Here is a 23,727-nt window from a genome sequence, read left to right on the forward strand (position 1 = left end):
CCGCGCTCTGTGCAGCACAGAGATGCGCATCTGCGTCCTGCCGGTGCCCCGCACGGGGCACCGCGTCAGAAGATGAGGCGCACGGGATCCTCGAGCACATCGGCGACGTCCCGGAGGAACTTCGAGATGGTCTCGCCGTCGACCACGCGGTGGTCCGCGGAGACCGTCAGCGTCATGACCTCGCGCGGCACGATGGCATCCCCGACGACCCAGGGCTTCTTCTGCACTCGTCCCGCGGCGACGATCGCGCTCTCACCCGGATTGATGATCGGAGTGCCCCAGTCCACGCCGAACACACCCACGTTCGTGATGGTGATCGTCCCGCCGGACTGCGCTGCCGGTGGGGTCTTCCCCGACCGGGCGACCTCCACGAGCTCGCCGATGCCGCGGCCCAGATCCGCCAGCCCCATCGCGTCCGCATCCTTGATGTTCGGCACGATCAGACCGCGGTCCGTGGCCGCGGCGATGCCGAGGTTCACGTAGTGGCGCAGCGTCACCTCGTCACCGTCCATGCGGGCGTTCATGTAGGGGTACATGATCGCCGCCCGGGTCACCGCCTTCGCGATGATGAGGAGCGGGGAGACACGCACGTCATCGCCCAGTGCGCGGTCGGCCTTGAGCCGGCGCACCAGATCCATCATGCCGGTGACGTCGACCTCCACGCCGATCGTCACGTGCGGTGAGGTGAACGCGGAGGTGACCATCGCGTTGGCCATGGCCTTCTTCACGCCCTTGACGGGGACGCGCTCCTCGCGCGACGCGTTCGCCGCCGAGGCACCCGCCCCGACGCTCGCCGCTGCGGCTCCGGCCGCCGCTGCGCCGGCGGTGGCACCGACTGCAGCGGCACCGACTGCGGCGCCACCGGCTGTCGACGTGCCTGCGGAACCGCCGGATTCGAGGTGCGCGAGGAGGTCGGACCGTGTGACCTCGCCGCGCGCCCCGGTGGGTGTCACGGCCGCCAGGTCGACGCCGTGCTCCTTCGCGAGCTTCCGCACGGGCGGCTTCGCCATCGGCCGGCTGTCGCCCCCGGCCTGTGGCGCACCCCCCGCGGCGGAAGAGAAGTCATCGGGCGGCGGGACGGCGGCCGCGGGCGCGGCAGGGGCCGCGCCACCGGTCGCCGGACTCCCGGACGGGGCGGGCGCGGACGGTGCGGCTGCACCGCCGGCCGCCGCCTTGCGCGGGCGGCGCCGGGACGACGAGGCGACTGCCCCGTAGCCCACGAGTGTGGCGCCCGAGGATTCCTCGGACGGCTCGGCGGGAGCGGCCTCGGCGGCGGATGCCTCCGCGCCCGAGGTGGTGGCCGGGGCAGGGTCCTCCCCGCCCACCGGGCCGAAGCGGACGATGGGCGTACCCACCGCGACCGTCTCGCCCTCGTCGACGAGCAGGGCGCCGATCGTGCCCGCGTGGGGGCTGGGGAGCTCGACGAGTGACTTCGCAGTCTCGATCTCGACGAGGATCTGGTTGACCGTCACCGCGTCGCCTGCGGCGACCTTCCACGAGACGATGTCGGCTTCAGTGAGTCCCTCTCCCGGATCGGGGAGGAGGAAGACGTCAGACATGGTGTCCTTTCGGAGACTCGGTCGACCGGGCTCAGTAGGCGAGCGACCGGTCGACGGCGTCGAGGATGCGGTCGAGGTCGGGCAGGTAGTGCTCTTCGAGCTTCGACGGCGGATAGGGAGTGTGGAACCCGCCGACCCGCAGGACCGGGGCCTCGAGGTGGTAGAAGCTGCGTTCGGTGATGCGCGCGGCGAGCTCAGCGCCCAGCCCCAGGAACACCGGGGCCTCATGGGCGACGACCAGCCGACCGGTGCGCTTCACCGACTGCTCGACGGTGTCGAAGTCGATCGGGCTGAGGCTGCGGAGGTCGATGACCTCGACGTTCGCACCCTCGTCGGCCTTCGCATTCGCGACATCCAGAGCGGTGGGGACGAGCGGTCCGTAGGACACGAGTGTGAGGTCGGTGCCCTCGCGCACGACCTGAGCGGAGTGCGTCGCGGCACCGCGCTCGTCCGTGTCGACGTCGCCCTTCATCCAGTACCGGCGCTTGGGCTCGAAGAACATCACCGGGTCGTCGCTGCGGATCGCGTCCTGGATCATCCAGTACGCGTCGTGGGCCGTCGACGGGGAGATGACCCGCAGGCCCGCATGGTGCGCGAAGACCGCTTCCGGGCTCTCGGAGTGGTGTTCGGGGGAACCGATCCCGCCGCCGTACGGGACACGGATGACCACGGGGATCTTCTCGTTGCCGCCGGTGCGGGCGTGGAGCTTCGCGACCTGGGTGACGATCTGGTCGTAGGCCGGGAAGATGAAGGCGTCGAACTGGATCTCGATCACGGGACGGAAGCCGCGGATCGCCATTCCGATGGACGTGCCGACGATTCCGGACTCCGCGAGCGGCGCGTCGATGACCCGCTGCTCGCCGAAGTCCTTCTGCAGGCCCTCGGTCACGCGGAACACGCCGCCGAGCTTCCCGATGTCCTCGCCGATGAGCACGACCTTGGGGTCATCCTCCATCGCCTTGCGCAGTCCCGCTGTGATCGCCTTCGACAGAGGCATGGTGCTCGTCATATCAGGCGTGCTCCTCCACGTCGGCGAAGGAGTCGAGGTAGGCGAGGTAGGCGTCGCGCTCCTCATCGACCAGTGCGTGGGGTTCGCTGTAGACGTGCGTCCACATCTCTGCGGGCGGAGGCGGCGCCATCTCGACGCACGCGGCGCGGATGCGGGCGGCCATCTGATCTGCTTCCGCGTCGATCGCCGCGAATTCGTCCGCGGTCACGCCCTGGTTCTCGAGGTAGCGGCGCAGCCGCACGATCGGGTCCTTCGCCGCCCACGCCTCCGTCTCCGCATCGCTGCGGTACTTCGAGGGATCGTCGGCCGTCGTGTGCGCACCCATGCGGTACGTGAAGGCCTCGATGAGGAGCGGCCCGTTGCCCGCGCGGATCGAGTCCGCGCTGGCGCGCGCCACCGCGTAGGTCGCCAGCACATCGTTGCCGTCGACGCGGATGCCCGGGATACCGAAGCCCTTGCCCCGCTGGTACAGGGCGGTCGGAGTCTGGATGGAGGTGGGCTCGGAGATCGCCCACTGGTTGTTCTGGCAGTAGAAGAGGACCGGGGCGTTGAACGCGCCGGCGAACGTGAGGCCCTCCGAGACGTCGCCCTGCGAGCTCGCACCATCGCCGAAGCAGGCGACTGCGATCGAATCGCGATCGATGTCACCGGTGCCCACGTCGCCGTCCATCTGGATCCCCATGCCGTAGCCGGCCGCGTGGAGGACCTGGGAGCCGATCACGATCGTGTAGGTGTGGAAGCGGTTGGCCTGCGGGTCCCACCCGCCGTGGCTCTGGCCCCGGAAGATGCCCAGCAGTTCCGTGGGGTCGATCCCGCGCGTCCATGCGACGCCGTGCTCGCGGTACGTCGGGAAGACGAAATCCTGCTTCCGCAGCGCGCGGCCCAGGCCGATCTGCGCGGCCTCCTGGCCCAGCAGCGGCGCCCACAGGCCCAGCTGGCCCTGGCGCTGCAGTGCCTGGCCCTCCGCGTCGACGCGGCGCACCAGCACCATGTCGCGGTAGAAGCCGAAGAGGTCCTGCGTGTCGAGTTCAGCCGCGAACACGTCGTATTCGCCTGAGCTGACACGCTCCCCCTCCGGGGTGAGCATCTGAATCATGTGCGGTCCCGCCTGCCTCTTCGCACGCGCTCCCGCTGAAATCTCGGACGTCATCGTTCCTTCTCCTCTCCTGGACGCTGCTCCCGGGTGTGGGTACAGCGCTCGGATGGTGGAGTGTCCACGGTTGTGTGGGCACTCCTGTCGTGATGCGTTTCACATCGTGGGATTTACGATACCTGAGCGCGTGAGCCGTGCCAACCTGAGTCGTTCTACTGTCGTGCTTCCCAACGTACGGCCGCGCATTCCGCGTTAGAGGTTCCGAACAGCCCCCTCAGCGACCACCTGCGATCGCCCACAATCACTCTGACGTCATACTTTTATGTCCAAGTATTCGCAGGTCAGAGTGCCATGGGCACGCGATGCTCACGGTCGCGTGACGGTGATGCTCACGGTCGCGTGCCTTCGAAGGAGTGCGTGCTCCCCAGCGGTCCGTCGAAGAACCGGCTGTTGCGCTCCTGCCACTGCGCGAGCTCCGGGTGCCCGCTCTCCTCCAGGCCGGTCAGGGTGTTGTCGTAGAGCTCGCCCCCGTGTGCGTAGACGGGCCCGTCGAAGGCCGCGTCGATCCGCTCCTGGCTCCACCCCTTCCCGGCGAGCGCCTCCCTCTGCTCCGCCTCGTCGAGGTCCACCGTGAGCGTCGCCCAGTCCGCCGTATCCGCATTGCGCGCGCCATCGAGGTCGGGCACCAGGTCCTGCTCGTGCTCGATGGACAGCATGTCCACCCCGTCCGGCGGCGCGAAGTCCGACACGGGCGACCCCACCGTGAACACGGTCGTGACGTTGACGCGCTGACGGAACTCCTCATCCGCCAGCAGTGACGCGGCGACCAGCCCGCCCTGGGAGTAGCCGACGAGCATGACCTCGTCCTCGGGCTCGACCCCCGCCTCCTCGATGGCGGTCCGCACCACCTCGTGCTGTGCGGAGCGTCGACCGGATGCCGTTTCGAGGTTCGTCGTGTGGTCGGTGGTCTCCTGCCCCGCACGCAGCGTGTTCTGCGTCGTCGCGGGCACGTAGACGATGTGCCTCCTCCGACCGTCCGCGCCCTCGATCTGCTCGACCCGCACCCGCCCGTTGTCCCGTCCCCGCGACTGCGCCCACTGCCGCTCCCAGAGCGCCCGGACCGACCCCGGTGCGTGCGCGTGGCCTGCGGAGGCCCCGCCGGGCCGTCCATGACCGTCACCGTCGTCGACCTCGCGCACGTCGACCGGTGGGCGATGCTGCGGATCCGGCAGCAGGCTCTGGTCCCCGAAGAACCCGAACGGCGAGAGGCCTGCGAGCACGAAGCCGGTCAGCGTCTGCGAGTCCCGCGGGATCGCACCCCAGTCCGCAGGGGTGAACACGAGGCCCGGAGGGACGCCCAGGAACCCTGCGACGAAGCCCGGGAGGACGTGCTCCATCGCCGCCCCGGTGAGCTCCGAGTGCTCTCCTGCACCCTGCACCACCCACACGGCACCGTCCGCCAGGACGCCGAGCACCGCTTCCGCTCCGTGCTCCGCGACCTCGTCGACGTCGATCCCGGTGACCTGCTCGATGTGCTCGAGGACTCCCGCGTCCTTCGCCGCATTCCACACATGGACGACACCGGTGCCGACCACGAGCCCCTGCACCGCCGCACTCCCGACGACGAGCATCGTGACGGGATGGAACACGACAGCGCGCACCATGTGTCCCGCCACGTTCGCGGCGGTGTCGAGCACGAGGGCGAAGGAGGCCGCGATGAGCGCATCGGCGGATTCATAGGCGTCCGCGCATCCCCGAAGCGCTGAGGCGATGCCCCGGATCCGCAGGCCCGCGCCCGCCGACCGGGCGAAGAACCGCGCGCACGCGACCTCGAGCGCCGCTCCCGTCACGGGCGACGCGGCGAGCGCGAGGACCGTCGCGTCCGCTTCCGCACGCGCCAGCGTCACGAGCACCGCTTCGAACTCCTCGGCGCGTGCGGAGAGGACGTCGGCACCTGCCCGCATGTCGTCCAGACGCGCCGTCGTCCCACCCGACCCGCCGGTGACAGTGACATCCTGCGCCGGCCCCGCACTCATCGGCGCGGGTCCTGCACACGGGCACGTGTGCTGGCCTCGGCACGGGCCTGCGCACCCTCCTGCCGTGCACCCTCCTGCGAGCGTTCGAACGCTTCAGTCAGCTGTGTGACGAGCTCCCGTCGCAGCACTCCAGGCTCCGGATGGACGACGGAGTGCACACGCATGGGAGGGCATCCGTCAGGCAGCGCCCACCGCCCCACGACTGCGAGGTCAGCATGTGCGGGCTCCGGTACGAGCTCTGCGAGGCGGCGCGCGGTGTCCGCGGTGTCGAACACGCCGAGCAGCAGCGCCCCGGGCAGAGGCGCACGGCGCTCCGCAGAATGGCTGCCGGCGACGTCGACCTCGGCTGCTGCTCCGTGGCGACCCTGCGCACGTCCGTCGTCGTGGGGTGCCCAGCCGACGAGGACCGCGGCGATGGCACTCCCCCACGCGGATTCGGCGATGAGCGTCCCGCGCGGTCCGAGGAACCAGTGGACCGCGCGCACCGGCGCCGTGTCCGCGAAGCCCATCACGCGGTCGCAGAGTCCTGCGCCCTGCGCCGGCCTCTCACCCGCAGCCGAGGGAGGCCAAGCAGTCCTCGCGCATGACGCTGTCGCCTCAGCCGAGCCCGCCGCAGCAGAGCCCGCCGCAGCAGACCCCGCCGTAGCAGAGCCTGCGGCATCGAGCCTCTGCGCGACCGATGCCGGACGCAGCACCGTGGGCCAGCCTCCACCGCGGCTCAGTGATGCGGAGAAGACGTCGAGCGCGCTCACCGCGCACCAGACCCGCCGGCCGTCCGGCGCATCCGTCCGACTCACAGGAGACCTCCGAAGGGAACGGGATTCCCCAGCCCGGGCAGCGGCAGGCCGGGCCCCTCGCCTCCCGCTGCCGCGGCCGCGGCGAGGGCGTCCACGACCTCGCGCAGCGCATCGATGTGGGCAGTCATCGCGACGATGACGTCGTCGGCCAGACTCATGAGATCGTGCCCGTCGCGCACCCAGCCGGCCAGCGCGTCCCTGAATGCTCCGCTGGACGAGGAGCTCCACTCCACGTGCTGCGCGTCCTGACTGCGAGCGACGATCGCGCCGATCTCACCTGCCTGCGCCACCCACACCGCCCTGTCCGCCTCGAGCGCCTCGATCACCGCGGCCGCAGCCCCCTCGATACCCGTCACGATGCCCACCTCTCCCTCACGTGCTCTCCGCCGCCCGGCCCCTCGCCTCCTGACACCCTTCGCCCGTGCGGCTCGGTGCACCACCTCCGCCCGCGACCTGTGGATGCGGCCGCGCCGGTCCCCAGGGACCCGTGCGCGCGGGGAGCCGTCCGCGTACCGGACGGTGACCTCGGGTGCGCACGCACCCGCGTGAGAGAATCGCCGCATGACGAACCGTGTGCAGCTCGCCCAGATCGACCCCGCCCTCGCGCTCAGCCCGCTCGACGGCCGCTATCGCGCCGACGCCGCTCCGCTCATCGACTACCTGTCCGAGGCTGCGCTCAACCGCAATCGGGTCCACGTCGAGGCGGAATGGTTCATCCACCTGGCCGAATCCGGCGCCGTGCGCGGCACGCGGGAGCTGCTCGAGGACGAGAAGACGCAGCTGCGCGAGTGGGCCGCAGGGTTCGACGCGGAGACGATCGACCAGCTGCGGACCTTCGAGGCCGTCACGGTCCACGACGTCAAGGCCGTCGAGTACTCGATCAAGGAGTTCCTCGATCAGATCGGCGCGGGCGACCTCTCGGAGCTCGTCCACTTCTGCTGCACCTCGGAGGACGTCAACAATCTCTCGTACGCGCTGGGGATCAGGGGCGCCGTCCAGGACGTCTGGCTGCCGACCGCTCGGACGCTCGTCGACTCCCTGGCAGACATGGCCGAGGAGCTCGCGGACACAGCGCTGCTGTCCCACACGCACGGGCAGCCGGCGACGCCGTCCACCATGGGCAAGGAGATCGCGGTGTTCATCCACCGCCTGCGCCGCCAGCTGGATCGCATCGAGAAGACCGAATTCCTCGGCAAGATCAACGGCGCGACCGGTACGTACGCCGCCCACGTCGTCGCCTCCCCCGGCGTCGACTGGCCCGGCATCGCGCAGAGCTTCGTCGAGCACCTGGGCCTGACCTTCAACCCCGTGACGACGCAGATCGAATCGCACGACTGGCAGGCGGAGCTGTTCGCGGACATCAGCCGCTTCAACCGCATCTGCCACAACCTCGCCACGGATATGTGGACCTACATCTCGATGGAGTACTTCACCCAGATCCCCGTCGAGGGCGCGACCGGCTCCTCGACCATGCCGCACAAGGTCAATCCGATCCGGTTCGAGAACGCAGAGGCGAACCTCGAGATCTCCAACGCCCTGCTGGATTCGCTGGCGTCGACGCTCACCACCTCACGGCTCCAGCGCGACCTCACGGACTCGACCACGCAGCGCAACATCGGTGTGGCGTTCGGCCACTCGCTGCTCGCGCTCAACAACCTCGTCAAGGGCCTGGGGCGCCTCGAATGCAACACCGACGCCCTGTCCGCGGATCTCGAACGCAACTGGGAGGTGCTCGCGGAGGCGATCCAGTCCGTCATGCGCGCGGCGTTCCTCCGCGGTGTGGGAGGGATGGACAACCCCTATGAGAAGCTCAAGGAGCTCACCCGCGGTCACCGCGTCGACGGCCCCGCACTCCGGGAGTTCGTGGGCGGGCTCGGGCTGCCCGACGAGGATGCCGCACGCCTCGCGGCGCTCACGCCCGGCTCGTACGTGGGGATCGCCGCAGAGATCGCTCGGGAGGAGACCGCCTCCTGGCGCGCCTCCCGCTGAACCGACCGCAGCCGAGGTCCCGGGCACCTGAGCCCGGAGGCCCCGGTCCCAGCAGCCTCGGTCCGAGCCGCCTCGGCCTCGGTCCTTACTGTCGGCTCCGCCGTCAGGCGATCGCGACGTATTCGAGGACGGGGCGGCCCGCACTGCCGTAGCGCGGCCTCCGCTCCAGGAGCCCCACGTCCGCCATCGCCTCGAGGTAGCGGCGGGCGGTCACGCGGGAGACTCCGATCCGGTCGGCTGCCTCTGCCGCGGAGTGCCCCTCGTCGGCGAGGAGTCCCAGGATCTGGTCCTGCACGGCGTCCGGCACGCCCTTCGCCCGCTGCGGGCCGGTCCCTGCACGCAGGCCCTCGACGGCGGCGTCCACCTGCGACTGGGTGATCTGGCCGTTCCCGCCCTGCTCTGCTCCCAGTGACAGGCGGAAGCTGCGGAACGCCTCGAGCTTGGTCTTGAAGACCGGGAATGTGAACGGCTTGAGGATGTAGTGGACGACTCCCAGGGACAGCGCCTCCTGCACGACCTGCATATCGCGTGCAGCGGTCACCGCGATGACGTCGACCGGCACCTTGCGCGCGCGGAGGCTGCGCACGAGCATCAGCCCGTGGCCGTCGGGCAGGTTCATGTCGAGCAGCACCAGATCGACTTGGCCGGCGTCGATCCCGATGATCCGGTCCGTGAGCGCGGCGAGGGCGTGCTGGGCGTTCCGCGCGATCCCGACGAGGCGGAAGCCGTCGACGCGGTCGACGTAGGACGCGTGCGCCTTCGCCGCGATCTCCTCGTCCTCGACCACGAGAACTCCGAACGGGGCTTCTCCGCGCCCCGTCGGATCACCTGCTTCACTCATGCGCTCACCGTAGATCCCCAGGCGTTCCCGCGCCATCATCCCCGGTCAGAGGGCGCATCACGTCGTGCGTCGGCTCCTGCGGGGCACCCGGCACCCACACGGTGAAGAGCGCGCCGCTGAGCGGCGGGGCCATGTCCGCGAGCTCCGCCTCATCGACCAGTTCGGTCCCGGACGCCTGGACGTCGATCGCGCCCTTCATCCGCCGGACGGCCTGCACGGCGAGCGACAGCCCCACCCCGCGCGAGGTGTGCTCGAGCCGTCCGGCGCCGGTGTCCCCGGCGACCCCGTCGTGCTTCGTCGACCAACCCCGCTCGAACACGTCGTCCAGCGAGTCCTCGGCGATGCCCGGGCCGTCGTCGCTCACCTCGATGACGAGGCCCGAGTCCCCGGCCCCGGAGAACCGCACCCGCACCGTCCGCCGGTCCGGGGGGACCGTCCCGACGCTCACCGCGTCGAAGGCGTTGTCCACGAGGTTCCCGACGATGGTGACGAGGTCCCGATCGTCCGCAGTGATCGACCCGCGCAGCTCATCGGTGTCGAGCTCCATCCGGATGCCCTGCTCCGCTGCCTGGGACATCTTCGTGAGCAGCAGCGCGGAGAGGACCGGATGGTCGAACCCGTCCAGCAGGTTGTCGGCGGGCCGCTCGGCCTGCTCGATCTCACGCGTCGCGAACTCCACGGCCTCGTCGAACGAACCGGTCTCGACGAGCGACACGATCATGTGGAGGCGGTTCGCGTACTCGTGCGTCTGCGAGCGCAGCGACTCGGAGAACGAGCGCACGGACACGAGCTCTCCGATCAGCTCCTGGAGCTCCGTGTGGTCGCGCATCGTCATGACCCAGGTGTCGGGGGCCGTCGACGCCGGCTGCTGGTTCACGACGAGGATGCGTCGGGTCGTGTAGTGGATCTCGTCGCGGGCGTAGCGGCCCTCCGCCAGGAGCGCCTTGAGCGAATGGTCGAGGTCGATGTCCTGCAGGGGAACGGGCGTCCGCGCACGCTGGTCCGACATGCCGAGCAGCTCTGCCGCCTCCGAGTTGAAGAACACGACTCCCTGGCTGCGGTCCACCAGGACGAGGCCCTCGGACACCGCACGCAGCACGGACGAGTAGTAGTCGAGGACGGCGCCCAGCTCCTTCGTGCCGTAGTCGCCCGTGACGCGGCGCAGACCACGCAGCGTCATCCAGTTCGCGAGGACGCCCAGCACGACCGTGAGGCCGCCCAGGAGCCAGATCGTGCGCGCCTGGGGGACGAAGCCCCCGCGCACCGCGTCCGGGGAGAGGCCCACGACCGCGGCTCCCACCACCTCCGGCTCCTCGGCAGACTCCCCTGCGTCGCCGGACGCCGCCGTGGTGTCCGAGCGGGTCATCGGCGTGCGGGACGAGCTCCCGTCGGCACCGGCGGCTGCATCGGCATCCGACGGGTGAGCCATGATCGGGGCGGCGGCCACGAGGAGGTCGACGGACCCGTCGATGTAGCGGACCCTCGTCTCCCCCTCACTCAGCTCCTCGAGGTCCAGGCGGGAGACGGCGGCGCGCGCATGCGAATCGCCCGCGCTGTTCGACGTCACCACGGCAGGGCGCTCCTCGGGCACATTCGCCGCACCCACTCCGGTGCCGCCCAGCCCTTCGCTGCGCTCCAGCTCTGAGCGCGGGATGACCTCGACGAGGTCCACCTCGTAGTCAGCGCGGATGGCGTCCAGCCGGTCCATCATCTCCGCGTTCTCAGGAGTGCCGCTGAGGAAGACGGGGAGCGGCTCCTCATCGCCTGAGTCCTTGCCCGCCTCGACCGACACGATGTGGTCGACGACGAGCGTCGAGCGCGCGAGCGATTCCGCGGTGTTCCCCAACTGGTCCTCTGCGCGACGGTCGTTCTGCTCACTCATGACGAAGTAGAGCAGCGTCGTCACGAGCAGCACGATGCCGACCAGCATGACGCCGTTCGCGAACATGATCCGCCCCGCGACTCCGGCATCCGCGAACGGGAGTCGGCGCCGCGCCTGCCCGCCCTGCGGGGTGGAATCGGGCAGCCCCGGCACCCGGTCGGCCGCGGGCCGTGCCGGTTCCGTGCGTCCGGAGGACGATCGTATGATGGGGGACATCGCCTCAATTGTGCACGAGTCGGCGCACTCGCCGGGCCCGCGGACCTCGACGCGACGGTCGACGAGGCCGACCGCAGGCGCGAGTGGACCGGCTCAGTCGAGGACGGGCTTGTCCACAGTGGGCTCCACGTCCTTGCGGGAGACGACCCAGTTGAGGAGCATCGCCACTGCGGTGGCGGCGACGAACGCGACCCCCGCGAGGAGCGCGGGGAGCCCCAGGTGGGCGATGGCGGCGAAGCCCTCCTGCGAGAACCGGCTCCCCTGCGTGACGACGGAGCTCACGACGAACGTGACGAGTGCCGCGATGAGGCCGAACCGAACCGCGTCCTTGTAAGGCACGCTCTTCCTGCCCGCGTGACGGTCGGGACGCCGAGTCTTCTGCTTCTCCATGATGACCCCAGTCTACCGTCGAGTGGTCCCGCATCTCCCTGGGCACCCATGACCCGGCACTCCTGACCCGTCACTCATGATCCGGTACCTATGACCCGTCACCCACGACCCGGCACCTATGAACTGACACCCACGACCGCAGGCACGTCCGCCGTGGCACACTGAAGACGTGTTCCGACCTCGGCTCTCACTGCCCGGATGGGCTGCGCTGTTCACCGCAGTCATCCTCGTCGCGCTCCTGGCACTGCTGTTCTTCTACAGCCCGGACAGGGGCCTGCGGGTCGAGGCGACCGCGCAGCCCAATCAGGCCGCCGCCACCCCGGACACGACGGTCGCTCCGGAGGACCTGCCGTTCGACGTCGAAGACATCCGCTCCCACCTGCTCGATCGCCCGTCGACGGGGTCCCACACCATCGACTCGCAGACCACGGAGGCCCTCCTCTACTGCGACGAGTGCATCTCGCTGGGCACCGCACTGGAGATCGACGGCACCCCCTTCCAGGTCGCGCTGGTGACGGAGCCGGGGACCGACACCGTCTTCTCCGCCGCCGTCATCGGCGAGCAGGACGGCGAACCGTCCCTCCAGCTGGTAGTTTCAGGGCACGATCTCACACTGACTCCCGGACGCGGAGGGACCCTGGTCAAGCAGGAGAAGCGCTACGCTCCTGCGGACGAGGTCTGCTGCCCCTCCGGTTGGTCGGTCCAGGTCTACAGGTTCCATGACGGACGCTTCGAAGCCGGTCAGCGTGTCTCCAGTGCGGGAGAGCACTGACGAGCACGGGAACGGACAGCGCGCACGAAGAACAGGCAGCACGGGAGACCGGCGGGGGAAGAGGAAGAGCATGCACATCGTCCTGGTGGAGGACGACGAGGTGATCCGCGAGACGACGCAGATCAGCCTCGAGCGGTTCGGCTACACGGTGACGGCGTTCGAGGACGGACGCGAGGGCTACGAGTTCGTCACCGCCAACGGTGCGGACGCGGTCCTGCTCGACCTCATGCTGCCCACGATGAACGGAGCCTCGATCACGCGGGCGATCCGCGAACGGTCGACGGTGCCCATCATCGTCATCTCCGCGCGCTCGGACCCGATCGACATCGTCCAGTCCCTCGAGGCGGGCGCGGACGACTACCTGACGAAGCCGTTCGACATGCAGGTCCTCAACGCACGGATCCGCGCCGTCGTGCGCCGCTTCATCACCGCGGGCACCGGATCCATGGGCTACTCCCCCGCGCCGGCCGCGGCCCACACCGCCCGCGAAGCGGCGATCGGCCCCGGAGGCCGCATCATCGGCGGCGGCGAGCTGCCCGACGTGCTGGGCCCCACCCCGGGCTTCGACTCCTCAGACCCCGTCGACACCGGTCCTCTGCCGGTCCAGCAGATCCCGACGCACACGGACCCGCAGTGGCCGACCGATCCCGGAGCGGGCGACGCGGATACCGCCCCCGCAGCCCCTCCGTCTCCCCTTGCCCCCGGACCGACTCCCGGACCGCAGACGGCCGTTCCCGAACCGGCATCCGCGTCGCCCGCCGTCCGTCGTCTGCAGCTGGGGTCGCTCACGATCGACACCGGCCGCCTCACCGTCGAGATCGACGACGAGGAGGTCCACCTCACCCCGACGGAGCTGCGGATCCTCATGCTGCTGACGGAGGAGCCCGGGCACGTGTACTCCCGGGAGAAGATGGCCTACACCGTCTGGGGCTACCAGTGGGCGGGTGATTCGCGCGTCGTCGACGTCCACATACAGCGGCTGCGGAAGAAGATCGGTTCGTCCCGGATCGAGACGGTCCGCGGCTTCGGCTACCGGTTCGCCGGCTGACGGTCGCCCCCACTCATGTCGCTGCGCTGGAAGATCGTCCTCCTCGTCATCACCTCCGTCGTCATCGCCGCCCTCACCTGCGGCGTCGTCGTCCGCCAGTCCGCGGCCCGCGCGGAGGGGGAGCGCCAACGGGCGAACGCGACGGAGCAGCTCAACCAGGCCGTCACCGTGTACGCCGACACCGGCGTGCTCGCGCTCAACACGATGATCGACGATCCGGATCTGCCGGCGGATGCACGCGAGTCCGCTCTGCGGGGGCAGTCCGTGACGACTCTCAGCAGTGCGGACGACCAGGACTACATGTGGGCGGCGGCGCCGATCCAGGTCGGCTCGCACACCGCCGTGATCTCCGTGCGCCAGTCGACGGCGGAGTCGGAGAGGCTGCTCGCCGGCATCGACCGGGCAGTGCTGCTGGGTATGCTCGGCTCCGCGCTGCTGATCGGCGGGATCGCCACGTTCGCCGCCGGCCAGATCTCCCGCAGACTCACCGTGGGCGCCCAGGCGGCACGGCGGATCGCGCACGGGGAGACCACGGACCGCGTGTCGGACGTCATCGACTACGGCAACGACGAGGTCGCTGACTTCGCGCTGGCAGTCGACTTCGCCGTCGAGCGGCTCACGGAGAAGATCGAGTCCGAGCAGCGCTTCACAGCGGACCTCGCCCACGAGATGCGCACGCCGCTCACCGGCCTCGTGAACGCCGCGAATCTGCTCGAGGAGGAGTCCCGCCCGGCCGAACTAGTGAAGGAGCGCGTCACGCGCATGCAGGTGCTCGTGGAGGACCTCCTGGAGGTCTCGCGCCTGGACGCGGGCCGCGCGGAGACGATGATGGGGCCGATCTCCGTCGACGCGAGCATGCACTCGCTCATGACCACACTCGAGGGCTCCGGCACCCTGGCCGGCCATCCGGTCGACATCGCCTACGGCGCGGGCGACACCCGGATCGTCACGGATCAGCGGCGCTTCGAGCGGATCATCACGAACCTGCTCGTGAACGCCGTCAAGCACGGCGCGGACCCCATCGAGGTCGAGACGCGGCCGGATGCCGTCGTCATCAGGGATTCGGGACCCGGCTACCCGCCGGACATCGTCGCGACCGGGCCCACGCGGTTCGTGTCCGCCGGCGGCGGCGGGATGGGGCTGGGCCTCGTCATCGCCCAGGGTCAGGCCCGCCTGCTGGGCATGACGATCGAGTTCGCGAACGGCCCGAACGGCGGTGCCCACACGACCGTCCGCTTCCCGCAGGCCCCCGCGCCCGAGGTCCCGGCGGGCTGACGCGCCCCCGGCCCCGCACGCTCCCCGGGCCCCGCGCGCTCGGGCGGCGGTCCGACGACTCAGCCACCGCCTCGGGCCCGGGTCGTCCGGTCGTCCGGTCGTCAGGTCATTCCAGGGAGCAGCCCAGTTCCGCAGCCAGCCGCACCACGCGGATGTACCCCAGGTGCGAGTACGCCTGCGGGTGGTTGCCGAGGTGCTGTTCGGCGAGCGGATCGTATTCCTCTGCGAGCAGGCCCGTGGGACCGCGGAGCTTGTCCAGCTGTCGGAAGAGCGACCGGGCCTCGTCGATGCGGCCCGTGAGCAGGAACGCCTCGATGAGCCACGTCGTGCAGATGTGGAAACCGCCCTCCAGCCCCGGCAGACCGTCGTCGTAGCGGTAGCGGAAGACCGTGGGTCCCTCCCGCAGCTCGCGCTCGACCGCGTCCACAGTGGCGAGGAACCGCGGGTCGTCCGCCGCGAGCATCCCGGACAGGCCGACGAACAGGCTGGCGGCGTCGAGGTCGTCGTCGTCGTAGGCCACGGTGTAGGACTGGGCGGTCTCGCTCCAGCCGCGGTCGGTGACCTCCTCCGCGATCTGCTCGCGCAGGCCCCGCCACGCGCCGGGCAGGGTCAGCCCGAACCTGTCCGCCACGTCGATCGCGCGATCGAGGGTCACCCAGCACATCACCTTCGTGTACACGTTGTGCTTGGGCGGGCGGCGCGCCTCCCAGATGCCGTGGTCCTCCTCGTGCCAGCGGGCCTCGACGGCGGTGCCCATCGCGACGAGCAGCTCCCACTCCGCATCGTCGATCGCGCCACGAGCGGTGACGATGTCCCGCAGCAGCTCGGCGACGGGGCCGAAGACGTCCAGCTGCACCTGGTGCTCGGCGGCGTTGCCCACGCGCACGGGGCGGGAGCCGGCGTAGCCCGGCAGGTGCTCGAGCACCGCCTCGGACGTGAGTGCGGACCCGTCCACCGCGTACAGGGGATGGAGGAACTCCGGCCCCGGGGCCTCGGCGAGGATGCCGCGCAGCCACTGGACGAAGCCCTCGGCCTCCGCCGTCGATCCCAGGTCGAGGAGTGCGCGCACGGTCATGGAGCCGTCGCGCAGCCACGTGTAGCGGTAGTCCCAGTTGCGGACGCCGCCGATCCCCTCCGGGAGCGACGTGGTGGGTGCGGCGAGGACGCCGCCGGTGGGCGCGTGGCATAGTGCGCGCAGCGTGAGTGCGGAGCGGACGACGCCTTCGCGCATGTGCTCGGGCAGAGCGAGCGAGCGCGCCCAGTTCTCCCAGAAGCCCTCCGCGAGAGCGCGCACGCGGTGCTCATCGCCGGCGAGCACGGAGTCGAGGAAGTCGGAGGCTCCGCCGCAGGTGAAGGCGAGCACAAGCTCACCGCCCGGCAGATCGGCCGGGACCACTCGTGCGACTGCGGTCTGGGACCCGTGCTCCTCGACGATCTCGAAGTCGATGCCGGCGGCGTGGAGGGCCATCGGCTCGCTCGTGTTGTCGACGCGGACGACGCCCGGCTCGACCTCGAGCGAGGTGGGTGCCGCGCCGTAGTCCAGGCGCGGGGCGAAGCGGATCTCCGTGGGCGCGGTGCCGGTGAGCACGCGCACCAGGACGGTGTCCTGCGAATCATCGGGCACGGGAGCCAGGTAGTCGGCGACTGCGAGGCCGGCCCACCGGGTCACGACCGTCATGGTGTCGTCCCGGTAGCGCTGGGTCAGCGGCCGCGTCCTGGCGATGTCCGCGCGGCTGTCGGCGCGGCTCCTGCCGCCCGCTGCCGACGCTGCGGGACCCACGGAGAAGTATCCGGCGGCGGAGGAGCCGAGGATCTCGGAGAACACGCTCGCGGAGTGCGGCAGCGGGTGGGGCATCCAGCAGATGCGCCCGTTCGGGTCGACCAGCGCGGTCGAATGGCCGTTGCCCAGGAGGCTGTGCCTCTCGACGGGGATCGAGGAGCGGCCGAAGAGCCACGAGCGCCTCAGCTCGTAGAGCGCTGCGAGCGCGATGCCCACGGTCTGGGGATCGGAGATGCGGGAGTGTGCCCGCGTGTCGCCGTCCGTGCCCACGCGCAGGCCGAGGTCACCGTCGCGCAGCGTCGCCAGTGCGGTCTCATCGGCGACGTCGTCGCCGATGTAGAGGACCGCATCCGCTCCGAGCCGCGTCCGCAGCGCCTCGAGCGCGTCGCCCTTGGAACCCGGGATGACGGTGAGATCGAAGACGTCGCGGCCCCGGACTGGTTCGATCCCGATCCTCGCGCAGGTCTCCCGCACCCACGCGGTGACCGCTTCGCGCTGCTCGGGCGAGCGGCCGCGGAGGTGGACGGCGGCACCCAGCGGCTTGAACTCGATGAAGACGTCCGGGTGGTCCCCGTGCAGGTCGAGCAGCGCGGCGCGAAGTGCTGTGAGCCGCTGCTGCGTCTGGGGGGCGAGGTCGTCGAACTCATCGATGCCGAACTCCCCGCCGTGCGAGCCCACGAGGTGCACTTCCCGGGGCAGCCGCGACATCGCCGCGAGATCGCGCAGGGACCTGCCGGAGATGACGGCGGACTGCGTCGACGGCATCGACGACAGGGCGCGCATCGTCGCGACGTTGAGGTCCAGCGGGAAAGCGCGTGTGGGGCGGTCGACCAGGGGCGCGATCGTCCCGTCGTAGTCGGTCGCGACCAGCAGCCGGGGGCTGCGCGCCAGCTCCACCAGACGGGAGAAGAGGCCGTCTCCGAGTGTCCGGGCCGCCTCCGCGAGGTCGATGAGGAGTCCGTCGCCGCGCGCGGCGCCGGCGGGGGCTGCGGACTGGAGCGTGCCGGGTGAGGTCGTCGGAAGGGTCATGCTTCGTCGACCTCCACGTCCTCAGCCTCATCCGCAGCGCCGCCCTGCGTGCGGGAGCGGCGGGAGTAGCCGCCCACCATGTAGAACACGCCGTGGATCATCGCCGCGGCCCCGGCGAAGCCCATGACGCTGAGCGCATTCATGTCCGTCCCCGCGAGCAGGATGACGCCCAGGATGACGTGGATGCCGCCGGCGATGAGGAAGTCGGAGCTCATGCGCTCGTCCCGGTTCTGCCGCCAGATCCACAGCTCGAGGATCCCGTGGAGGACCGCCCACACCGCGATCGCGGCGCGCAGCTCACCGGGCACGTCCGCGAGGAGCAGGAACGCGACGCCCGGGATCACGACGACGGCCTGTCCCAGCAGCGCCATGCGCGCGTCCGTGCGCGTCGCGAGGCCCTGCAACAGGACGAGGAGTCCGCTGAGGACGAGGTAGGCGAGCAGGATCGCGTCGACGGTGGACACCGAGATGTTGAGGTTCGCGGGTGAGCCGATCTGCTCACGCGGCCAGAACACGGTGACGATCCCGAAGACGATCGCGAGAGCGCCGCGGGCGGCCATCCAGGTGCCGAGCGGACGCAGGTGAGGAGAAGCCGAGGTCGAAGTCACTGGGCCAAGTCTAGCGATGACCCGCTGGGTGTGGGCTGAGGCCCGGCAGACCGGCTGAAGCCCGGCAAACCACCAGCCGGAGGCTCGCGCGCGTTCACTTTCCGGACACCCTCACGGCATTCGAACGATCTAGCGTTCGGTTATGGCTCACGAGGGCACCATCGTGCCGATCGCAGAGGGCCGTGCGACCCCCGTCGGTCGCACGGCCCTCTGGTGGTGCCTGGGCCTGGGCGTCGGGATGGTGGCTGGCGAGCTCGTGAGCCTCCTGACCCTCGGCGTCATGGGCCTGCCGGATGCGGCGCAGGCCTCTCCCCTCGTCGCCGCCACCCTGGCTCTGTGGCCGTGGGGTCTCGCGGTGGCCGCCGGCGCGCTGCTGCTGGCGGGGATGCGGCCCGCGGCGCGCCTCGAGATCGATCGGCGGACCGCAGCCCACATCCGCCGCACCGGAGCGCCGGCGATCGCCAAGGTGATGAGGGCCTCGGACCCCACTCCCGGCCCGCGGGCGGGTCTCGACGCGACACTGCTGATCCGCACGTCGACCGGGCGCATGTTCTCGACGGACGTCCACTGGACGCTCGATCCCGTGGACGCGGGGAGCGTGCGGAAGCGAAGCGTCCTGCCCGTGCGCCTCGATCCGTCCGCCCCGCGCCGCGCCGTCCTGGACACGCAGGCGGACTCGCGGGCGTTCGCGCCGGGCGTCGACCTCGACACCGCATTCTCCGCCCGCCGCCGGCTGCGTCAGATGGTGCAGCGCACACGGTGGTCGTCGCGCATCGCGCTGCTGGTGGGCGGGCTGGCGGGCCTGCTCCTCGTCACCGTCTGAGCGTGCTCATGCGCGTCAGACCTCGTGAACTGGGTGGCCGCATGCGCGGTCAGTCCTCATGGTCTGAGCAGCTTCACGCGCATCAGTCCTCAGGGTCGCGATCGTCCGGCTCAGCGGTCCTCCGCGAGCGGCGCGGGGCGAACACGCCGCGATCGCGTCCTGACGGACGCCGGAAGGCGAACAGTCGACCGCGGAGGGGAAGAACGCTGCGCGCACCGGAGTACGACCAGCCGCGCATGGGGGACGGGACCCGCCATTCGCGGTGCCACGCGAGCATCCGGACTAGGAAGACCAGCGCCGCGATGACGAGCGCGACCCACGACTCGAACCATCCGATGCCCCAGAGCAGCGCCGTGAGACCGGCACCGACGATCGCGGGGATGATGTAGAGATCGGACCCGTTGAAGACCGCCGGGATCTCGTTGGCGAGGACGTCGCGGATCATCCCGCCGCCCACTGCGGTGAGCACGCCCAGGAGGATCGCAGAGGCGAACGGCAGCCCCGCATCCATCGCGATGGTGGTGCCCGTCGTCGCGAAGACGCCCAGGCCCAGGGCGTCGAAGGCGACGATGGGGACGCGGGCGTGGAGCGCACGCTGGCCCAGCAGATAGACGGTGAGCGCGGTGACGACGGGCGGGATGAGGTAGATCGGCTCCTGGAGGGAATTCGGGACGCGCCCCAGGATGACGTCCCGCATCATGCCGCCGCCCAGTCCCGCGCACAGGCCGAGCACCAGGCTGCCCATGATGTCGATGTTCTTCCGGGCGGCGAGCAGGTTGCCCGACACGGCGAAGGCGAGCACCCCCAGAAGGTCGAGGGAGAGCATGAGCGGTTCCACGTCACCAGACTAGCCGCGGACCTGCACCGCTGCCGCGAAATCGTCCCGCATACCAATGGAGGGGCACTGGATCAGCGCAATGGAGGGCAGTTCATACCTTACGGAGTGCGACATCCGGAGTCCGTCGGTCGTACTGTGGGCCTCAGACCGGGGCACGGCCTCGGCGACCAGTGATCCTCCTCGAAGGGATGAACGTGTTCTCGCAGTCCTCCAAACTCGCCAACGTCCTCTACGACATCAGGGGACCAGTCCTCGAAGAGGCCGATCGCATGGAGGCGGCGGGAAACCGCATCCTGAAACTCAACATCGGCAATCCTGCGCCGTTCGGGTTCGAGGCGCCGGACGCCATCCTCGTCGACATGATCAAGCACCTGCCGGAGGCGCAGGGGTACAGCGATTCGCGCGGCATCCTGTCTGCGCGGCGCGCGGTCGTCCAGTACTACGAGACGAAGGGGATCCGCTCGCTCGAAGCGGATGACGTGTACCTGGGCAACGGCGTCAGCGAGCTCATCACGCTCGCCATGCAGGCGCTGTGCGATCCGGGAGATGAGATCCTTGTGCCGATGCCGGACTACCCGCTGTGGACGGCCTCGGTCGCGCTGTCCGGCGGCACCCCGGTCCACTACCGGTGCGCGGAGGACGCGGGCTGGATGCCCGATCTCGAGGACATCGCCGCGAAGATCACTCCGCGCACGCGCGGGATCGTCGTCATCAACCCGAACAACCCCACGGGCGCGGTGTACTCGAAGGAGACGCTCGAGGGCCTCGTGGAGCTCGCCCGGGAGCACGACCTCCTCATGTTCGCGGATGAGATCTACGAGAAGATCACCTACGGCGACGCGGAGATGATCAACCTCGCGACGCTCACCGGCGACGATGTCCTGTGCCTCACGTTCTCCGGCCTGTCGAAGGCCTATCGGATCGCCGGCTACCGGTCGGGCTGGCTCGCGATCACCGGACCGCTCCAGCGGGCGAGCAGCTACGTCGAGGGGATCCGCCTGCTCGCGAACATGCGGATGTGCTCGAACGTCCCCGCACAGCATGCGATCCAGGCCGCGCTGGGCGGGCACCAGACCATCGAGGACCTCGTCCTGCCCACCGGCCGGCTGGGCGCGCAGATGGAGCTGTCCGCGCGGAAGCTCAACGAGATCGACGGGGTGAGTGCCCAGCCGGCCGATGGCGCGCTCTACCTCTTCGCGAAGCTCGATGTGGAGAAGTTCGGGATCGTCGACGATCAGCGCTTCGCGCTCGATCTGCTGCGGGAGCAGAAGATCCTCGTGTCCCACGGCACCGCGTTCAACTGGGACAGGCCGGACCACTTCCGGCTGGTGACCCTGCCGAGCATGGAGGTACTCGACGAGGCGCTGGACCGCCTGGGCGAATTCCTGAACGGCTACGAGCAGCAGGCCGACACCGCGGCCTGAGCGAGCGGGCGGTGCGGCCGGATCTAGGCACCCACCACCCTGGTCCGACGACCCACCAGCTTTCATCAGGCCGCACAGCTTCTTTCCTATGCGGTCTGATCAAAGTTGGTGGGTCGCGGCGCCCCATCTGGGTCGCGTCGCCCCGTCTGGGTCAGGTCGCCCCGCGCACTCCCCTGGGCACGCTCTCACTGCTTGGGCCGCGCCCGCACGCGGATGCGCTGACCTTCCGGGCCATGGACGTTGAGGACCTCGGCCGGCTGATCCGCCGCAGGCCCGAGCCAGTGGGGCACACGGGTGTCGAACTCCGCGGCCTCGCCGGGATCAAGGACGAGGTCGTGGGCACCCACGAGAAGCCGCAGCGACCCTGCCAGCACGAGCAGCCACACGTAGCCGCGATGGGTCTGGAGCGCCTCGGGCTCGAAGACGTGCGCTCGCCCGCGCCCGCGCCCACCCCCGTGCGCACCATGACCGCCGACCTCCCCCTCGTGCCCGTGCACGTGGACCGCAGGCTCCGCGATCCCCGACGCCGGCGGCCTGATGATCGCGTGCTCGACCCACAGCCCTCCTGCGGCCGGGGCGATGGGCATGACAGTCCGCCCCGAGTCCTCGTACGTGTCGTACCGCAGCCGCGGATCCCACGAGAAGCGCGTCCCCACGAGCGCATCGAGGCTCACGTGGTGGGCGCGGGCGAGCGCGACCAGGTGCTCGAGACCGGGTATCCGCGCGCCCGTCTCCAGCCTGGACAGCGTGCTCACGGAGATCCCGGTCCGCTCGCTCAGCGCGGTGAGTGACAGCCCGCGGGCCGTCCGTCGCTCCCGCAGCCGAGGCCCCACGGACTCCACGACCTCCCCCACCTCACTCTGCGCAGGCTCTCGGACTGTCCCGGGCCCGCGCACGGCGCCGCGCCCGGTCGCGATCTCAGACTCGCGGTCGACCGCATCCATACGCGTCCCCTCTCGTCGCCTCGCCGTCGAGGCGGCTTGCGTGCTTCCCTACTTGCCGTCTTGCCCATTGGCCGGCCTGCCGTCTGACCCACTGGCAGTCTTGCGGACATACCGACACATCATCTTGCCGATTCAGCAACGATTATCGTCGCCCGAGCCCTCCCGGGTCCAGAGTGCATGCATCCCCACCTGAAGGAGCGCACCATGACTCAGACCCCGCACACTCCCACCTATGACGTCCCCACCTATGACGTCGTCGTGATCGGCGGCGGCGTCGCAGGCCTCAGCGCCGCGCTCACGCTGGGCAGGGCGCTGCGCAGCGTCCTCGTCGTCGACGCCGGGTCGCCGCGGAACGCACCGGCCGCAGGCGCGCACAACCTGCTCGGCAATGAGGGCATCGATCCGCTGGAGCTCGTGGAGAAGGGCCGCGCGGAGGCCGCCTCCTACGGCGCCCAGCTCATCGACGGGACCGTGACCGATGTGAGCGGTTCCCTTGCAGACGGCTTCGCAGTCACGATCGCGGCGGTGGCCGCAGACCCCCGGGTCCCCTCACCCGGACTGCGCCCTGCAGAAGAGGCGCCCGCCGCCGAGGCCGCTGCCCCTGAGTCCCGCGACCCCTCGACAGTCCGCGCTCGCCGGATCGTGCTCGCCTCCGGCGCCGTCGACACGCTGCCGGACATCCCCGGCCTGGCTGACCATTGGGGGCAGGACGTCGTCCACTGCCCGTACTGCCACGGATACGAGGTCCGCGGCGGCCGGATCGGTGTGCTGGCGACCGGTCCGATGTGGCTGCACCAGGCGAAGCTCATCCGGCAGTGGTCGGATGACGTCACGGTGCTGCTGCACGACCAGCCGGCCCCCAGCGCCGATGACCGAGCTGTCCTCGCATCGCGCGGTGTGCGGGTCATCGAGGGTGCGGTGCGAGAGGTCCTCAGCGATCACGCGGCCGACGCGGACGAGGCCAGCTCCCGCGCCGACGACTCCCGCCGCGGTGAGTACCGCGATGCTGGCTCCCGCGGTGATGATGCCCACGAGCAGCGGCGCCTCACAGGTGCCGTCGTCGCCGGACTGGAGGCGCCGGTCGCCCTCGACTCGATCCTCGTGGGAACGCGCATGCGGATCGACTCCGTGCTCGTCGATGCGCTCGGACTGGCAGTCGAGGAGAACGTGATGGGTCAGTTCGTGCCCGTCGACATGCAGAAGGCGACGAACGTCCCCGGTGTCTTCGCGGCCGGCAACGTCACGAACGTCGGCATGATGGTCGCCGGCGCGATGGCTGACGGGGTCACGGCGGGCGCCCAGGCGAACATGGCGCTCGTGGAGGAGGAGTTCAGCGCCCAGCACTGAGGCTGACGACGGGCTCGACCAAGCCGA

General features: G+C 70.3%; 20 protein-coding genes. 7 read left to right on the forward strand and 13 right to left on the reverse strand.

Features of this window, described 5'->3' with window-relative positions:
• Positions 1-65: 65 nt before the first annotated feature.
• From BSP109_RS07275 to BSP109_RS07300, 6 genes are all read right to left on the reverse strand, one after another.
• Positions 66-1,559, reverse strand: a complete 1,494-nt coding sequence (locus BSP109_RS07275) for a dihydrolipoamide acetyltransferase family protein (RefSeq protein WP_101599845.1) — start codon at positions 1,557-1,559, stop codon at positions 66-68.
• A 31-nt stretch (positions 1,560-1,590) separates the two neighbouring features.
• The gene (locus BSP109_RS07280; RefSeq protein ID WP_087006404.1) at positions 1,591-2,568 is read right to left on the reverse strand and encodes an alpha-ketoacid dehydrogenase subunit beta; all 978 of its coding nucleotides are present in this window, start codon (positions 2,566-2,568) and stop codon (positions 1,591-1,593) included.
• A 1-nt stretch (position 2,569) separates the two neighbouring features.
• The gene (gene pdhA / locus BSP109_RS07285; RefSeq protein WP_101599846.1) at positions 2,570-3,718 is read right to left on the reverse strand and encodes a pyruvate dehydrogenase (acetyl-transferring) E1 component subunit alpha; all 1,149 of its coding nucleotides are present in this window, start codon (positions 3,716-3,718) and stop codon (positions 2,570-2,572) included.
• A gap of 332 nt (positions 3,719-4,050) precedes the next feature.
• Positions 4,051-5,697, reverse strand: a complete 1,647-nt coding sequence (locus BSP109_RS07290) for a hypothetical protein (RefSeq protein ID WP_101599847.1) — start codon at positions 5,695-5,697, stop codon at positions 4,051-4,053.
• Positions 5,694-6,494, reverse strand: coding sequence for a hypothetical protein (locus BSP109_RS16895; RefSeq protein WP_143275839.1), 801 nt, complete (start codon positions 6,492-6,494; stop codon positions 5,694-5,696). Before BSP109_RS16895 ends, BSP109_RS07290 begins: the two co-directional genes overlap by 4 nt.
• On the reverse strand, positions 6,491-6,850 hold the full coding sequence (locus BSP109_RS07300) for a hypothetical protein (protein WP_143275840.1): 360 nt from the start codon (positions 6,848-6,850) through the stop codon (positions 6,491-6,493). The genes BSP109_RS16895 and BSP109_RS07300 overlap by 4 nt, the downstream gene beginning before the upstream one ends.
• A 205-nt stretch (positions 6,851-7,055) precedes the next feature.
• Here BSP109_RS07300 and purB point away from each other — a divergent pair, with 205 nt between their 5' ends.
• Positions 7,056-8,483: an adenylosuccinate lyase gene (gene purB, locus BSP109_RS07305; protein WP_101599848.1), complete on the forward strand. Its 1,428-nt coding sequence runs from the start codon at positions 7,056-7,058 to the stop codon at positions 8,481-8,483.
• A 103-nt stretch (positions 8,484-8,586) separates the two neighbouring features.
• Here the strand turns inward: purB and BSP109_RS07310 are convergent, their stop codons facing one another.
• From BSP109_RS07310 to BSP109_RS07320, 3 genes are all read right to left on the reverse strand, one after another.
• A complete protein-coding gene (locus BSP109_RS07310) occupies positions 8,587-9,324 on the reverse strand; it encodes a response regulator (protein WP_087006434.1) in 738 nt (245 codons plus the stop codon).
• Positions 9,325-9,328: 4 nt separating this feature from the next.
• Positions 9,329-11,422, reverse strand: a complete 2,094-nt coding sequence (locus BSP109_RS07315) for a sensor histidine kinase (RefSeq protein ID WP_101599849.1) — start codon at positions 11,420-11,422, stop codon at positions 9,329-9,331.
• A gap of 93 nt (positions 11,423-11,515) precedes the next feature.
• Positions 11,516-11,812, reverse strand: a complete 297-nt coding sequence (locus BSP109_RS07320; protein WP_087006417.1) for a hypothetical protein — start codon at positions 11,810-11,812, stop codon at positions 11,516-11,518.
• Positions 11,813-11,981: 169 nt separating this feature from the next.
• Here BSP109_RS07320 and BSP109_RS07325 point away from each other — a divergent pair, with 169 nt between their 5' ends.
• The 3 genes from BSP109_RS07325 to BSP109_RS07335 all read left to right on the forward strand — a co-directional run bounded on the left by BSP109_RS07325 (position 11,982) and on the right by BSP109_RS07335 (position 14,907).
• On the forward strand, positions 11,982-12,584 hold the full coding sequence (locus tag BSP109_RS07325; protein WP_101599850.1) for a hypothetical protein: 603 nt from the start codon (positions 11,982-11,984) through the stop codon (positions 12,582-12,584).
• A gap of 70 nt (positions 12,585-12,654) precedes the next feature.
• Positions 12,655-13,632 (forward strand): response regulator transcription factor, encoded by a 978-nt coding sequence (locus tag BSP109_RS07330; protein ID WP_101599851.1) that lies wholly within the window; start codon positions 12,655-12,657, stop codon positions 13,630-13,632.
• 15 nt (positions 13,633-13,647) lie between these two features.
• Positions 13,648-14,907: a HAMP domain-containing sensor histidine kinase gene (locus BSP109_RS07335; RefSeq protein WP_101599852.1), complete on the forward strand. Its 1,260-nt coding sequence runs from the start codon at positions 13,648-13,650 to the stop codon at positions 14,905-14,907.
• 106 nt (positions 14,908-15,013) lie between these two features.
• Here BSP109_RS07335 and otsB read toward each other — a convergent pair whose 3' ends face one another.
• Entirely contained in the window at positions 15,014-17,716 is a 2,703-nt protein-coding gene (gene otsB / locus BSP109_RS07340; protein WP_101599853.1) for a trehalose-phosphatase, read from the reverse strand.
• Entirely contained in the window at positions 17,713-18,324 is a 612-nt protein-coding gene (locus BSP109_RS07345) for a DUF308 domain-containing protein (RefSeq protein WP_087004151.1), read from the reverse strand. Before BSP109_RS07345 ends, otsB begins: the two co-directional genes overlap by 4 nt.
• Positions 18,325-18,466: 142 nt before the next feature.
• On the opposite strand from BSP109_RS07345, the gene BSP109_RS07350 reads away from it, so the two are divergent.
• Complete coding sequence (locus BSP109_RS07350) at positions 18,467-19,147, forward strand: hypothetical protein (protein WP_087004147.1); 681 nt, start codon at positions 18,467-18,469, stop codon at positions 19,145-19,147.
• Positions 19,148-19,229: 82 nt separating this feature from the next.
• On the opposite strand, the gene BSP109_RS07355 is transcribed toward BSP109_RS07350, so the two are convergent.
• The gene (locus BSP109_RS07355; protein WP_101599854.1) at positions 19,230-19,985 is read right to left on the reverse strand and encodes a trimeric intracellular cation channel family protein; all 756 of its coding nucleotides are present in this window, start codon (positions 19,983-19,985) and stop codon (positions 19,230-19,232) included.
• A gap of 188 nt (positions 19,986-20,173) precedes the next feature.
• Between BSP109_RS07355 and BSP109_RS07360 the strand changes: the two genes are divergently transcribed.
• Positions 20,174-21,409 (forward strand): pyridoxal phosphate-dependent aminotransferase, encoded by a 1,236-nt coding sequence (locus BSP109_RS07360; protein ID WP_101599890.1) that lies wholly within the window; start codon positions 20,174-20,176, stop codon positions 21,407-21,409.
• 185 nt (positions 21,410-21,594) lie between these two features.
• On the opposite strand, the gene BSP109_RS07365 is transcribed toward BSP109_RS07360, so the two are convergent.
• Positions 21,595-22,353 carry a helix-turn-helix domain-containing protein gene (locus tag BSP109_RS07365; RefSeq protein WP_101599855.1) on the reverse strand — a complete coding sequence of 253 codons (759 nt, stop codon included), beginning with the start codon at positions 22,351-22,353 and terminating at the stop codon, positions 21,595-21,597.
• A gap of 204 nt (positions 22,354-22,557) precedes the next feature.
• Here BSP109_RS07365 and BSP109_RS07370 point away from each other — a divergent pair, with 204 nt between their 5' ends.
• A complete protein-coding gene (locus BSP109_RS07370; RefSeq protein WP_101599856.1) occupies positions 22,558-23,700 on the forward strand; it encodes an NAD(P)/FAD-dependent oxidoreductase in 1,143 nt (380 codons plus the stop codon).
• The last annotated feature ends 27 nt before the right edge of the window (positions 23,701-23,727 follow it).

Source organism: Brevibacterium sp. Mu109, assembly GCF_900169375.1.
Taxonomy (GTDB): domain Bacteria; phylum Actinomycetota; class Actinomycetes; order Actinomycetales; family Brevibacteriaceae; genus Brevibacterium; species Brevibacterium yomogidense_A.